Below are 13,736 nucleotides of genomic sequence, written 5' to 3'. Positions count from 1 at the left end.
TAAATAGGAGAGGAGCGGATAGAATGACGATTTCACGAGTTTTATCAATTGCAGGATCAGCTGCGCAGGGGAGTGCGGGGATTCAGGCAGACCTTAAGACCTTCCAGGAATTCGATGTCTATGGAATGAGCGCAGTCACAGCTATTGTAGCCAACAATCGTACGACAGAAGAAGGAATTTTCACACAGCCGATTGAGGCGATCGAAGCGCAGGTGTACGCCTCCCTCGAGCACGTCGGTGTGGATGCATTGAAGACGGGGATGTTGTTCACGGAAGACATTATTCATCGCGTAGCGGAGTTGATTGAAGAGTCTGAGGTGCCAGCAGTCGTCGTAGATCCAGTCATGATCGGGAAAATGGGCTCCCAGTTGCTGAAGGATGAAGCGATTGATGCCTTGATCCATCATATTGTGCCACTGGCTACCGTCATTACGCCAAATTTACATGAAGCAGCAAGGATGCTGAAAATGGACGTCCCGGATACCCCAGAGGACATGAAATGGATGGCGAGGGATTTACATCAGCTTGGGGCCGATTATGTGTTGGTCAAAGGCGGAGCCCTTCAAGATTATCCGGCTGTAGACATGCTGTATGACGGGAACTCGATTACAGAGCTTGAAACACAGCGGGTGAATACCATCCATACAAGTGGAGCAGGGTGTACCTATTCTGCTGCCATCACAGCTGAATTAGCGAAAGGGAAGTCGGTTGATGAGGCTGTAAGAAGAGCGAAATCCTTCGTCACGACAGCGATTCAGCATGCACTTTCCTTTGATAGAGGAGTAGGCTCCACCTACCATGCGGCCCATCGTAAGGAATGGTAACGGTGGATACTCATTTGTTCATGTTCGGTTCTTCACCACCCTTTAACGAAAACCTTGGAGCGGCATTTTACGACCTGATGCAATCTTCAGAAGTCGCCGTTCTTTACATAGAACGAGAAGGCTCAGAGGCTTACCTTTCGAAATACACTCAAGCGCTACCAGGAGAGGTGAACATGTATCCTTTAGCTTTAAAAGATACATATCATAATCAGGAACTTGAGAAATTGAAAGGATGCGGTGGAATTATTATTGGAGGGGGAGATACCTCTGCTTACCGACATTATATTGTCGACTCTGCCCTCGCTTCCGTCATCAAGGAGCGGTTTCAATCTGGAGTACCGGTAGCAGGCTTCTCAGCAGGTGCCCTAATTTCGCCGAAACACTGTGTCATTTCAGACCAAGACAACGTTCAAGGAAAGCAGCTGTTTGAGAAGGGGCTGGGGTTACTGGACGACGCTGTGATCGCAGCCCATTACTTAGAGTGGCAGGAACAAAGAAACCTCAAGACCGCCGTCACAAAGCTCGACGTTTCCATTGGTTACGGTATCGCAGAAGACTCCGGCATCTACCTTCACAACAACCAGCTTGCTGTGTCGGAAGGATATGTACAATTCGTACTTAATCCAGCAAAGCAACAATAAAAAAGCACCCAGGCGGGTGCTTTTTTATTGTTGTTGAGAAAATTTGAATTGATTCAACAAACTGTATGACCATTCATGAAGTCAATCAAATGATCGCTCTTCTTATAAATGACGGCATTCAGAAACTGATTATAAAGTGGTTCTGGACCCACTGTTATCGTAGAGTGGGGAGGAAAATGATGAGACTCCTGCGGGATTAAACGGACAACGGTGAGATCCCCGAAAGCGCAGCTTGAGGTAGCTCACCGTCCGCCGCGGAAAGCGAATTATTTTCCTCCCCACGAAGCATTCACTTCATCCAGAACCCAATAATTATTATTGGTGAATGCGGTCGTATTTGTCGACCTGTTTGTTGCGTTCAACATCCCAGCGGTTTTCCGGGTGTTCTTTACATTCTGCTGTACAAGCAGCGTGCTGTTCCTGTTCACAATCTTCACAGCAAACATACTGACGGTTACATACCGGGTTGGAGCAGTTGATCATACGATCTTCTGCTTTTCCACAGTGTTCACATTTAGCAATGACCTTTTCTTCAACCTGATTGACAGGTACAGAAATACGCTCATCGAAAACGTACATTTTACCATCAAACAGTTCACCCTTCACTTCAGGGTCTTTTCCGTAAGTGGTAATGCCGCCTTCCAGTTGATAAACGTCTTCTACACCGTTTTTCTTAAGAATACCTGTTAACTTCTCGCAACGGATCCCGCCTGTGCAGTACGTGAGAACTTTCTTATCTTTCCACTTGTGTGCGTTCTCAGCAATCCAATCCGGGAATTCACGGGACGTGTCGACATCTGGGCGGATGGCGTTGCGGAAGTGACCGATACGGTACTCGTATTCGTTACGTCCGTCGATGACGATTGTGTCGTCGTCTTTCAGCATTTCGTTGAATTGCTTCGGCTTCAAGTGCTGTCCGCCGAAAGTTTTTGGATCGATGTCATCTTCATCGAGACTCCAGTTCACAAGCTCCGGCTTCACGCGGCAGTGCATTTTTTTGAATGCGTGACCATCGTTCTCATCAATCTTGAAGTGAATATCAGCGAAACGCTCATCGGAACGTACATAATCCATATACTCCTCGACTTGCTCCACTGTACCTGAAACTGTACCGTTAATGCCTTCATGGGACACAATGATGCGCCCTTTCAGACCTAACTCCTTACAGAACTTCAGGTGGTTAGCACAGTATTCTTCATAGTCAGGAAGGTCAACATACTTGTAGTACAACAGAACTCGATAATCTTGTGAGCTCATGGGTGATTCCTCCTATATTTATATCTATATCCTTTATAACATCAACAATTGAACCATACTCCATCATAATCGATTTTCGAAAAAAATTCAACTGACCTCGGCTCGATTTCGTTTGCGCTCCCTCAGCCCGAGCGTGTACAAGTACAAGACAGCACTTGATGCAAGCATTAATCCAATCAATACACCGAATGGCAGTTTGAAGTTTGCTGCTGTATAAGGCTGAGAATAAATCTCCAGCAATATGCCAGCAAGTACAGACCCTGATGCACTTCCGATAAATTGTGTCTGCTGCTTCAGCCCAATCCCGGCACCGATCAGCTCGCTTGGTAAAATGCGGGAGACTTCGTTCGTCGAGCTTGAAGACAAGCTGGAAAATCCGAAACTCGTAAACATGTAAGCTACCATAATGCCATAAGGGCTCATTCCTGCAAAGAAGAAGAAGACCAGGGCTGAAATCATAAGAAGGATTTGAGAAAGCATCAGTATCCGGATGTTCCCGTATCCGTCAATCAGCCTTCCTACATAAATGGCGGCGACAGCAGACAACATGGCACCTGGAAAGATGATGAACCCAATGGCTGCTGCTCCGCGATCATACACCTGCTCAAGCATAATCGGCATGAGGAAAAGCACAGCGAAATGCAGCGTAAAGCCGATATAGCTCATGAATACAATCCGTCGGTAATGCTTGTTACGAATCAGTTCTGGCTGTATGAACGGCGTTTTGGTACGGTTGATCCTTAACCATAGAAGAGCAGCGGTGATGAGGCCACTCATCAAATACCAGCTGTTGAATGTCGAGGCATACAACAGCAGCAAGGTGACGCTTGTCCCTGACAACAGGGCGCCGATCACATCAAAAGTTCCTTTCTGCGTGCCTTCCGCAGGCATGAACTTGAATAGAATAGGAATCACGATGATGACAAGCACCGTCACAATAAACAGGAAATTCCAGTCTAAGTAGTCTGTAATCAAACCGCCCACAACCGGGCCAAGACCGAATCCGAGTGACGTGGCAGACGCAATTAAGGCATAGGCGCTCCCTCGTCGTTCCATCGGAATGTACCGTCCTGCAAAGACCATAGAAAGCCCTGGGATGGCTGCGGCTCCTGCTGCTTGGCACAAACGGGCCGTGAGAAGAACGATATAACTGGAAGAAAAGAATCCTAGAATAGAAGAAATACTAAAAATAAGAATACCTATGGTTAATAGATTCCGAATAGGGAGATAGTCAGACAGCCGGGTAAAGGTGATGGTGAAGATGGCGAGGACGATGGAATAGCCCGATACAATCCAGGCTCCTTCAGATGGCTGTAACGAAAATTCTCGTAATATATTGGGTAAAGCGATGTTGAACATGGTTGTATTCATAACAACGATTAATATGGAAGCACTTAAAAGGAAAACCGTCTTAAAATGCTTCATGGAAGGTTGAATTTGATTCATTTTTGAATTCACTCCCTTTAGTTTGAGACATCCGAGTTACTATATCATACCCCTGATGATTCGGAAATTGTCAGTATATTATGATGATTCCGGTCCTAAACAGTAAACGCTCTGTTCCCTTTTGAGAGAACAGAGCGTTGTTAAAAATGTTTGTAATGCATGCAAACCTACTATTTTACAATCGCGCCAAGCACCGATTCAAAATGTCCGAGGGCCCACTCGTGCCCAGCCTGATTGAAGCTCGCCACGGCATCCTTGTGAACGACGATGTCATATCCTAGATTATAGGCCTCGATGGCTGTATGCAGGACGCAGATATCTGTACAGACGCCGACGAGGTGCAATTCCGTAATCCCTCGTTCCCGAAGTTTGATGTCCAGGTCCGTTCCACTAAAGGCGCTGTAGCGAGTTTTATCCATAAAGAGGACATTCGCTTTATCTGCATTGGATTCGTAGGTCATGCGCAAATGGCCGTATAGAGTCCGGCCGTCTGTCCCGCGGATGTTGTGGGGTGGGAACAGCTTCGATTCTGGGTGATAAGGATCTTTTTCTTCATGCACATCAACGGCGAATACGACGACATCATCATTTTTTATAAACTGGTTCGTCAATTCTACGATAGTAGGCTCGATGACCTGACCGGGCTCTCCGCACGTTAACGCTCCATCCTCTGCAACGAAATCATTCGTGTAATCAATATTGATCAAGGCACGCTTCATATAAGTCCCCTCCAAAGTGTCTTTACATCTATCTTAACAAAAAGAGGAAACTTAATGGGAATAAGACTGCTCTCGTCTGAATTCAGTAGAGGTTTTCTGCATTGTAAGCAGTAAAAGGAAGCCTGAAAGAATGAGAATACCACTCGTAATGAAGAAAACAGCCGAGAATCCGAACGCACCGGAAATCATACCGCCCATTGCAGGTCCGATAATATTCCCGAGAAAACGAACGCTCGTGTTATACCCGAGGACTTCTCCCTGCATCGCGACAGGTGCTTCCTGACGGATGAAGGCCGTTCTGACCGGAATAATGCCTCCAATTGAAACCCCAAGTAAGAACCGAAGAATGACTAACTGCCAGATGTCCGTGACAAAGGCGGCCGGAAGGTAAACGGCACCGGCCATGAACAGAAGGAATACGAGAATCTTCACGTATCCTTTCCGGTCCGCAATTTTTCCCCATTGCTTCGCCATCATAAGGTTGCCGAGACCAGCGGCAGAGAAGGCGATACCTGAGAATAACGCAAGGTTCTCAGGGCCATGAAGTTCTCCTACGAATAACGAAAGAATGGGCTGGATACTGAAATGCGCAATCTGGACGGTTAACGAAATGAACATGACCATTAAGAGAACAGGGTGCTTCACGATATGAAGAAGAACTTCCTTCGTTTCGTAGCTTGTTTTCTCTTCCTGATCTTCTTTCTCAATCCGTTGTTCGGCAATACCGAAGTAGACGATGACAGCAGACACCGCTACCGTAATTGAAACGAATTGGAACGTTGTTGCATAGCCGATTCTGTCTGCGATTAATCCACCGAGCATCGGCCCGAGAAGACTTCCGGTGATGCTGCCGGTCTGAAGCGTTCCGAGGACCTGTCCCGCGATATGCTTCGGTGTCTGCGTTGAAATGAGCGCTTGAGACATCGGGATGAATCCGGTGAAGATTCCCATGAACAGACGCAATAGGAACAACTGCCAGACCGACGTTACGAATCCCATGAGTAGGACGGACACGGCAAGTCCTGTCGCAGAGAAAATTAATATTTTCTTTCTTCCATATTGATCTCCGATTCTTCCCCAGATCGGTGAAAAGATGAAGGCAGTCACAAACGTGATACCGAACACCCAGCCTGACCAGGTTTGGACAAAGGACGATGAAAAGTCCCCAAGTCCTTCAATATATAAAGACAAAAAAGGCAATACCATTGTAATACTGCCTGCGATAAAGAAATTGGCAAACCACATAATCCATAGATTTTTTCGAGCTCTCTGCTCTTGCGTAAGGATAGAAATCCCTTCTTCCTCATTTATTTCGACACTCTAACTATATATCACAATTTCCAATTGATGAAAAGAAAATGGTCTGGAAATGGATATTTTTAGGCTCTTTCAGGGAAGAAACTTAGAAAAGGACGATTGAATGCTCTTCGCGGTGAACGGATATAAAAAGATCTGAGTGTTAACGGTTGCAAAACATGTATATACAAATTATAATTTAAAGCGAATCATGTATATACATGTTAATGAATGAGTCACATAAAAAATGTAAGCGTTTAAGGAGGAGTAAGAATGTTCAAAAAATTATTCGGTAAGAAAGAAACATCTGCAGAGGTATTTGCACCTGTCACAGGTAACAAAGTAGCGTTGGAGGAAGTTCCGGATCCGGTATTTGCTCAGAAGATGATGGGAGAGGGAATTGCGATTGAACCAACAGAAGGCACTGTCGTAAGCCCAGTGGAAGGTGAAATCGTTCAAGTATTCCCGACGAAACACGCTGTAGGGTTGAAGACAAACAGCGGAGCTGAAATCTTGATCCACATCGGACTTGAAACGGTAAGCATGGAAGGTGAAGGCTTTGAAGCATTTGTTTCCCAAGGAGATAAAGTAAGTGTTGGAGACAAGCTAATTACATTCGACATGGACCTTGTGAAAGAAAAAGCGAAAAGCACAATTACGCCAATCATCGTAACGAACAGCGATGAGCATGACGTAAACGTGACGGCTGATGAACAGTTGACTGCAGGAAGTTCGAACTTGATGACGGTCAATCAGAAGTAATTCCATCAAGGAGGATTAAATATGAATTTAAAAAAATCAGCTGAAGAAATTCTCGAAGCCGTCGGAGGTAAAGAGAACATCTCAGCTGCCACACACTGTGTCACTCGCCTAAGACTTGCATTGGTGGATGAAGGTATTGTCGACCAGGAACGATTGAACAATATCGATGCCGTCAAAGGCTCTTATTCGACGAACGGTCAGTTCCAGGTCGTTATTGGACAAGGGACAGTTGATAAAGTATTTAAAGAGTTTGCCCCTCTTGCAGGAATCAGTGAGGACCAGACGAAGGAAGATGTCAAAGACGCTTCAGCAGAAAAGATGAACCCGCTTCAACGGGCCATCAAGACGCTGGCTGACATCTTTATCCCGATTCTACCGGCTATCGTAACAGCTGGTTTGTTACTTGGTATCAACAACATTCTGACAGCAACCGGAATCTTCTGGGATGAGCAGTCGATCATCGATGTTTATCCATCGTGGTCCGGTATTGCGAACATGATCTTCATCATCGCCAATACGGCCTTCGCATTCCTTCCAGGTCTAATAGGTTGGTCTGCGGTTAAGAAATTCGGTGGTAGTCCGATTCTCGGTATCGTGATTGGACTGGCCTTAGTACACCCTGAATTGTTGAGCGCCTGGAGCTACGGAAATGCCGTAGAAGAAGGCACGGTTCCAACATGGAATTTATTCGGTTTAGATGTTGAAAAGATCGGTTACCAAGGACAAGTTCTACCTGTTCTTGTAGCATCTTATTTACTGACGAAGATTGAACTGTTTCTGCGTAAACGAGTTCCAGATAACATCCAACTTTTAGTTGTAGGTCCTGTTGCCTTGCTTGTTACTGGAATTCTGACCTTTATTATTCTTGGTCCTATAACATTCGCAATCGGAAACTGGATCACAGACGGCATTGTATCTATTTTTGAGTCATTTGCATGGCTAGGCGGGCTTATTTACGGCGGTGTGTATGGGTTACTTGTTATTACAGGTATGCACCACACCTTCCTGGCAGTAGATATTCAATTACTTGGACAAGCTGAAAATGCTACAACGTTCTTATGGCCAATGCTTGCACTCTCTAACATTGCTCAAGGTTCTGCTGCTTTCGCCATCTGGCTGGCATCACGTGATGACAAGCTGAAAGGGCTAGGGTTCTCAACTGGTATTTCAGCATGGCTTGGTGTAACAGAACCGGCCCTGTTCGGTGTGAACCTTAGATTCAAATATCCATTCGTATTTGCCATTGCTTCTTCTGCAATCGCAGGATTATATATTGCTTCACAAGGTGTTGTAGCAAGCTCGATTGGTGTAGGAGGCGTACCCGGCATCTTCTCCATTGTACCTGGCTTCTGGATTGATTTCTTAGTCGGAATGGCTATTGTCATCATCCTGCCATTAGTCGGTACGTTCCTATATGCAAAACGTAAAAAAGACGTGTAATAAGAACAAACAGATTCCGTGGGCTTCCCACGGAATCTTCAGTAATCAGAGAATTTTTTTAGAAAACAATCAATTTTAAGAATGGTGGTGCGATCATGACAAATCAACCATGGTGGAAAAAAGCGGTGGTCTATCAAATCTATCCGAAAAGCTTCAATGACACGACTGGAAATGGCGTCGGAGATATTCAAGGAATTATCGAGAAGCTAGATTACTTGAACGCATTAGGAGTGGATGTCCTTTGGCTGACACCGATGTACAAGTCCCCGCAGAATGATAACGGGTATGACATCAGTGACTATTACGACATTCATGATGAATACGGAACGATGAAGGACTTTGAACGCCTCTTGGAAGAAACCCACAAGCGTGGTATGAAACTCATCATGGATATCGTTGTGAACCATACCTCTACAGAGCATGAGTGGTTCCAAGAAGCGCAAAAGTCGAAAGACAACCCATTCCGTGATTATTATATTTGGAAAGACCCGGTTGATGGCGAAGAGCCGACCAACTGGCAGTCTAAATTCGGTGGAAACGCATGGAAGTACGATGAAGCTACAGGACAATATTACCTTCACCTATTCGATGTGACACAAGCGGATTTGAACTGGGAAAACGAACAAATGCGTTCTGATATTTATGAGATGATGCGTTTCTGGGCTGACAAAGGCGTAGATGGATTCCGTCTCGACGTCATTAACTTGATTTCAAAAAATCAGGACTTCCCGAACGATGATGGACGCACAGCCCCAGGAGACGGGCGTAAGTTCTATACGGACGGACCGCGCGTACACGAGTTCATGAAGGAAATGCACGATGAAGTGTTTGGTCCCCACGACTTGATGACAGTAGGGGAGATGTCTTCAACGACGATCGACCACTGCATTAAGTACACGGCGCCAGAGCGCAACGAGCTCAGCATGACCTTTAACTTCCATCACCTTAAAGTAGATTATCCGAATGGGCAGAAATGGACCGTTGCTGACTTTGACTTTATTGAATTGAAGAATATCCTGTCTACTTGGCAGAAGGAAATGAACGAAGGCGGCGGCTGGAATGCTCTATTTTGGTGTAACCACGATCAGCCACGCGTTCTTTCGCGGTTTGGAGACGACGTGAACTATCCGGTGGAATCTGCAAAAATGCTTGCGACAACCGTCCATATGCTGCAGGGCACGCCTTACATTTATCAAGGTGAAGAATTCGGCATGACGAACCCGGGCTTCGAATCGATTGATCGTTATCGTGACGTAGAGTCCCTGAATATGTACAAAGAGTTCAAGGCAAAAGGGCACAGTGAGGAAGAAATCATTGCGATCCTGAAGCAGAAGTCCCGCGATAACTCCCGTACACCTGTTCAATGGAACGACTCTGAGCATGCCGGTTTCACAGAGGGTACACCGTGGATCGATGTGGCAGATAATTATAAAGAAGTGAACGCAGAGAAAGTCATGAAAGAAGAAGACTCTGTTTTTACGCACTACCAAAAGCTGATTCAGCTTCGTAAAGAGCAAGACGTCATCACATTCGGGGACTATCAGCACCTCACACCTGAGGACCAGCATGTATTTGCTTATCTTCGTGAAACGGAAGAAGAACAATTGCTTGTCGTCAACAACTTCTACGGAGAAGAAGCAACATTCAACGTTCCAGACAATGTCCATGTAGAGAACACAGCTGACGTGCTGATCAGCAACTACGAGGAACAGCCTCTACAGAAGCAGCTGACGCTCCGCCCTTATGAGTCGGTCGTTTATTCTATTCCGCGTTCCTGATATACTTTAGTTGGTGATAGACATGAAAAATAAATTTTTGTTCATATACAATGAACTAGTCCGTCAAATTCAGCGAGGGAAAGTCCAACCAGGCGAAACGCTGCCCTCAGAGCATGATTTGACGAATGAATATGATACCTCCCGCGAAACCGTGCGGAAAGCTTTGAATCTCCTTTCGCAGAATGGATACATTCAAAAGGTACGTGGGAAAGGGTCTGTCGTCCTTGATCATGGGAAGTTCGAGTTCCCAGTGTCGGGCTTAACGAGTTTCAAAGAACTCTCCGATCAGCTGGGACAGGACTTCAAAACCATCGTTCACGAACTTTCACTCGAGTACCCGAAGGATGGGGTGAAGCAGCATCTGCAATGCCGCGCGGATCAGAAGCTGTGGAAAATCGTGCGTGCGAGGGAAATCGGTGGAGAGAAGATCATTCTTGATAAGGACTTTATCCGTGAAGACCTTGTTCCAGAGCTCTCCAAATCCATTGCTGAGGAATCGATTTATGCCTATATCGAAGGTGAAATCGGTCTCGATATCAGCTTTGCCAAGAAAGAGATTGTTGTAGAGAACGTAACGGAAGAGGACCGTCAGTATTTGGATCTGCTTGGTCACGAACAAGTTGTCGTCATTCGCAGTTATGTCTATTTAGCAGACGCTACTTTGTTCCAATTCACAGAATCCAGACACCGACCGGATAAATTCCAATTTGTTGATTTCGCAAGAAGAACGAAAGCTTAAGGCAAGTCCTTAGGCTTTCTTTTTTTTACTTACGTCGTTAATGTTATAATGAAGTCAGTCTATGAACACGAGGTGAATGTTTTGTTCGTAATCGGTGCAACAAAAAAAGTTCAGGATAAATTGAATTATGAGATACAGGATGCAGAGTCCTACAAAGAGGTACCCGCCATTTATCAATGGCATGCGAACCTCTTTACATTGAAACGGAAACAGTGCCTGGTACTGATGAATAATGAGACAGGTCTCAACTTGACGTTGCTTGGCCTCAGGAAACAGCAGTTTGACCACTTGGACAGTGTCATCAAAGGTTCACTCAGACAGCTGCTTCAAACCCTTGAGGTTGACCCATCTATTATCAAGAAGATGGAAGAGCAGTCTACGGAGATTCATTATACGAAAACAACCAGCCGTCAAATACTCGGAATGATGAACGAAATGAAGTTCATGATTGAGGCAAAAACCGAAGATCTGAGCTATGAAGAGATTGATGCGGTCGAACTGAATCAATTTCTAAACCAGTCCATGTTGTTTAACGCCCTTAAGCACTCATACCCGGCTGAAACGTTTGTAAAATATTTTGAAGAAAGCAGCGCATAATACCATGCGCTGCTTTTTTTGTTTATACTGAAAGAAGAAAAGCAAAATGTTTTACATATACCTGTAGGGGTATTATAATCGTGTTACATTCAAATTCATGGAGGGTCTGTATATGTTTTTTAAATCGTTCTTTGATGAAAATTTAGCACAAATGTCTTATATGGTCGGGTGTCAACGGACAGGGGAGGCGCTGGTCATCGACCCGGCGCGCGACCTGACGCCGTATATCGAGACAGCGAAAAAAGAAGGTTTTACGATTACGAAAGCAGCAGAGACACACATCCATGCAGATTTCCTTTCCGGAGCTCGTGAGTTATCCCAGCGTGAGCCGGTCGAACTGCTCGTATCTGGTGAAGGAGGAGAAGATTGGTCATACCAATACCTCGATGAAACGAAGCATCAACTTTTAAAAGATGGTGACCAGTTCTATGTAGGCAATGTTCGTCTTGACGTTCTACACACACCGGGGCATACGCCGGAGAGTATATCTTTCCTTCTGACAGATGAAGGAGGCGGTTCCAATGTTCCGATGGGCATCTTCACTGGAGATTTTGTTTTTGTCGGAGATGTAGGCCGTCCAGACCTTCTTGAAAAAGCGGCTGGAGAAGAAGGGACCTCTGCCAAAGGTGCGAAGCAGATGTTTGCGTCCCTTCAGCGCTTCAAGGAGTTGGACGATTATATCCAAGTCTGGCCGGGGCACGGAGCGGGTAGTGCCTGCGGAAAGGCGCTAGGAGCCGTACCATCCTCCACAGTCGGATACGAAAAAATCAACAACTGGGCGTTACGACATGAGGATGAAGAGGCCTTTACAGCAGAGCTGTTGGACGGGCAGCCAGAACCGCCTAAGTATTTTGCGATGATGAAAAAGCTGAATAAGCAGGGTCCTTCTCTAGAGAAAGAACGTGACTTGGAGAACCTATCACCTGAGCAGCTTGAAGGCTATCAACTTGACGATTATGTCATTCTGGACACTCGTTCTAAAGAAGCTTTCAAAGAAGGGCACATCCCGGGCACCATCAACATCTCTTATGACAAATCATTGCCTAACTGGGCAGGATGGGTCATAGGGTATGATCAGTCCATCATCTTAATCAGCCGAATGGAAGAGGTCCATGATGTGAAGAAGATGCTGGAATCGATTGGGCTGGATGATGTCATTGCTGTAGTAGATGCAGATGAAGTAGAGCGACAAACTTCTTTGGAAACGTACGAAAACATCACCCCACGTCAACTCGAAGCCCAGTATCGAGACCAGGACGATTATGTCATTGTCGACGTCAGAAATGAGAATGAGTGGAATGAAGGGCACATTGAAGACGCACAGCGGATTCTATTAGGTGAACTTCAGGACAATCTGGATAAAGTTCCTGCCGGCAAGACGCCGATCGTACATTGCCAGTCAGGAAAGCGTTCCGCTATCGCGGCGAGCATTCTGCAGGCACACGGATTCAAAGACGTCTTGAACTTAACAGGTGGATTCAACGCTTACCAAAAGGAATACCAACCCGTAAGACCTTAATAAGATGCAACAAAGCTCGACACCCATACGGTGTCGAGCTTTTATTAAATGGAGATGGGGAAAGGATGATGGGGAGGGGCAGCGTCCATTGTCCATAAAGGGGACGGACTGCTTTCACTTCCCCAATGCCAGCCGGTAATCGCAGCCAGTACAGCATCCACTTCATGGGAAGAACTCATCTCAGGAATGTCCCCATCAATGAAAGTCTGAGCCAACCATCCTCTGACCCAAGCTAAGCTGTCAGCCTCTTTCTTGTAGTGTAGAGCGTGACCGAAATGTTCCTGAGGTACACGGGAAGCCAGTGCAGCACCAGGGTGGACCTCAAGGACAGAGACGTTGTCTATCTTAGATAAGGCATGGGCCAGATGAATGCCTCTCGCCGTAAGATAAATCATTCGCGTGAGGGTAGGAGGCATGATTGACCCTGATTTCATCCCTAAGTCCTTAGCGTATCTTCTTAATGCCCGGTCATACGATCGGTCACCGCCACCATCCTGATAGGAAAGAGGAGAATCCATCGCAACTACGACTCGACCTATTTCCGCCCGTTCCGAAATAAATGATAGAAGATCCGCGTCTGAAGCTCCGACGACAGAATCATCCCAGGAGAGGCTCTGCTTTTGTTCGATAAGAGAAGTCACAACGGTATCTTTATGATTGGACGGTCCTGATAAATCGATTCCAATAAAATACATAGATTCACCTCATTAAAAAAAGA

General features: G+C 45.8%; 13 protein-coding genes. 8 read left to right on the top strand and 5 right to left on the bottom strand.

The genetic code is table 11. The features are described from left to right. Positions 1 to 23 precede the first annotated feature (23 nt). Positions 24 to 824 carry a bifunctional hydroxymethylpyrimidine kinase/phosphomethylpyrimidine kinase gene (gene thiD, locus LCM20_RS11400; protein WP_225195580.1) on the top strand — a complete coding sequence of 267 codons (801 nt, stop codon included), beginning with the start codon at positions 24 to 26 and terminating at the stop codon, positions 822 to 824. A 2-nt stretch (positions 825 to 826) separates the two neighbouring features. Continuing rightward, a complete protein-coding gene (locus LCM20_RS11395) occupies positions 827 to 1,465 on the top strand; it encodes a Type 1 glutamine amidotransferase-like domain-containing protein (protein ID WP_225195579.1) in 639 nt (212 codons plus the stop codon). A gap of 315 nt (positions 1,466 to 1,780) precedes the next feature. Here LCM20_RS11395 and LCM20_RS11390 read toward each other — a convergent pair whose 3' ends face one another. The 4 genes from LCM20_RS11390 to LCM20_RS11375 form a co-directional block, all read right to left on the bottom strand. Then, positions 1,781 to 2,722, bottom strand: coding sequence for a rhodanese-related sulfurtransferase (locus tag LCM20_RS11390; protein ID WP_225195578.1), 942 nt, complete (start codon positions 2,720 to 2,722; stop codon positions 1,781 to 1,783). A gap of 87 nt (positions 2,723 to 2,809) precedes the next feature. Continuing rightward, positions 2,810 to 4,168 carry an MFS transporter gene (locus LCM20_RS11385; RefSeq protein ID WP_225195577.1) on the bottom strand — a complete coding sequence of 453 codons (1,359 nt, stop codon included), beginning with the start codon at positions 4,166 to 4,168 and terminating at the stop codon, positions 2,810 to 2,812. A 170-nt stretch (positions 4,169 to 4,338) separates the two neighbouring features. Further along, positions 4,339 to 4,887: a cysteine hydrolase family protein gene (locus LCM20_RS11380; protein WP_225195576.1), complete on the bottom strand. Its 549-nt coding sequence runs from the start codon at positions 4,885 to 4,887 to the stop codon at positions 4,339 to 4,341. A gap of 51 nt (positions 4,888 to 4,938) precedes the next feature. Then, positions 4,939 to 6,132 (bottom strand): MFS transporter, encoded by a 1,194-nt coding sequence (locus LCM20_RS11375; RefSeq protein WP_225195575.1) that lies wholly within the window; start codon positions 6,130 to 6,132, stop codon positions 4,939 to 4,941. Positions 6,133 to 6,456: 324 nt separating this feature from the next. On the opposite strand from LCM20_RS11375, the gene LCM20_RS11370 reads away from it, so the two are divergent. The 6 genes from LCM20_RS11370 (at position 6,457) to LCM20_RS11345 (ending at position 13,018) form a co-directional block, all read left to right on the top strand. After that, entirely contained in the window at positions 6,457 to 6,945 is a 489-nt protein-coding gene (locus LCM20_RS11370) for a PTS glucose transporter subunit IIA (protein WP_225195574.1), read from the top strand. A gap of 21 nt (positions 6,946 to 6,966) precedes the next feature. Then, positions 6,967 to 8,385 carry a PTS system trehalose-specific EIIBC component gene (gene treP / locus LCM20_RS11365; protein WP_225195573.1) on the top strand — a complete coding sequence of 473 codons (1,419 nt, stop codon included), beginning with the start codon at positions 6,967 to 6,969 and terminating at the stop codon, positions 8,383 to 8,385. Positions 8,386 to 8,480: 95 nt separating this feature from the next. After that, positions 8,481 to 10,163 (top strand): alpha,alpha-phosphotrehalase, encoded by a 1,683-nt coding sequence (treC, locus tag LCM20_RS11360; RefSeq protein ID WP_225195572.1) that lies wholly within the window; start codon positions 8,481 to 8,483, stop codon positions 10,161 to 10,163. 22 nt (positions 10,164 to 10,185) lie between these two features. Further along, complete coding sequence (gene treR, locus LCM20_RS11355; RefSeq protein ID WP_225195571.1) at positions 10,186 to 10,902, top strand: trehalose operon repressor; 717 nt, start codon at positions 10,186 to 10,188, stop codon at positions 10,900 to 10,902. 81 nt (positions 10,903 to 10,983) lie between these two features. Beyond that, positions 10,984 to 11,499, top strand: coding sequence for a DUF6933 domain-containing protein (locus LCM20_RS11350; protein ID WP_225195570.1), 516 nt, complete (start codon positions 10,984 to 10,986; stop codon positions 11,497 to 11,499). Positions 11,500 to 11,611: 112 nt separating this feature from the next. Continuing rightward, the gene (locus LCM20_RS11345) at positions 11,612 to 13,018 is read left to right on the top strand and encodes an MBL fold metallo-hydrolase (RefSeq protein WP_225195569.1); all 1,407 of its coding nucleotides are present in this window, start codon (positions 11,612 to 11,614) and stop codon (positions 13,016 to 13,018) included. A 44-nt stretch (positions 13,019 to 13,062) separates the two neighbouring features. On the opposite strand, the gene LCM20_RS11340 is transcribed toward LCM20_RS11345, so the two are convergent. Next, on the bottom strand, positions 13,063 to 13,713 hold the full coding sequence (locus LCM20_RS11340) for a DUF429 domain-containing protein (RefSeq protein ID WP_225195568.1): 651 nt from the start codon (positions 13,711 to 13,713) through the stop codon (positions 13,063 to 13,065). Between the last annotated feature and the right edge of the window lie 23 nt (positions 13,714 to 13,736).

The organism is Halobacillus litoralis, assembly GCF_020171725.1.
Taxonomy (GTDB): Bacteria; Bacillota; Bacilli; order Bacillales; family Halobacillaceae; genus Halobacillus; species Halobacillus litoralis_F.
This window is presented reverse-complemented; position numbering and strand designations above follow the sequence as displayed.